The following is a 560-nucleotide window of genomic DNA, read 5'->3' on the forward strand; positions in this document are numbered from 1 at the left end:
GTACAGGAAGTGCTCCAGGACCTGCTGGCCGTGCGTGGTGTGCATGACCTCGGGGTGGTACTGCACGCCGTAGAGCTTCTGCTCGTCGTTCTCGAAGGCGGCGACCGGGACCACGTCGGTGGAGGCGGTGACGGTGAAGCCCTCGGGCGCGGCGGAGCACGCGTCGCCGTGCGACATCCACACGGTCTGCTGGTCCGGGGTGCCCTCGAAGAGCGTGGAGCCGGACTTGGCGACCGCCAGCGGCGTCCGCCCGTACTCCCTGGCACCGTTGTCGTCGACGGTGCCGCCCAGCGACTCGGCCATCAACTGGAACCCGTAGCACATGCCGAAGACGGGCACCCCGGCCTCGAACAGGGCGCGGTCGACGCGCGGCGCGCCCTCCTCGTACACCGACGAGGGGCCGCCGGAGAGGATTATCGCCCGCGGGTTCTTGGCGAGCATCTCGGCCACCGGCATGGTGGACGGCACGATCTCGCTGTACACCCGCGCCTCGCGCACGCGACGGGCGATGAGCTGTGCGTACTGCGCGCCGAAGTCGACGACGAGGACGGGGTCCGGCT

At 70.4% G+C, this 560-nt stretch carries 1 protein-coding gene; it reads right to left on the reverse strand.

Annotated features, from left to right (window positions below; translation table 11 throughout):
* A partial coding sequence (gene guaA / locus KUM32_RS40925) for a glutamine-hydrolyzing GMP synthase (RefSeq protein ID WP_254406787.1) occupies positions 1 to 560 on the reverse strand: 560 nt, incomplete at both ends.

Source organism: Streptomyces sp. AC627_RSS907 (assembly GCF_019049165.1).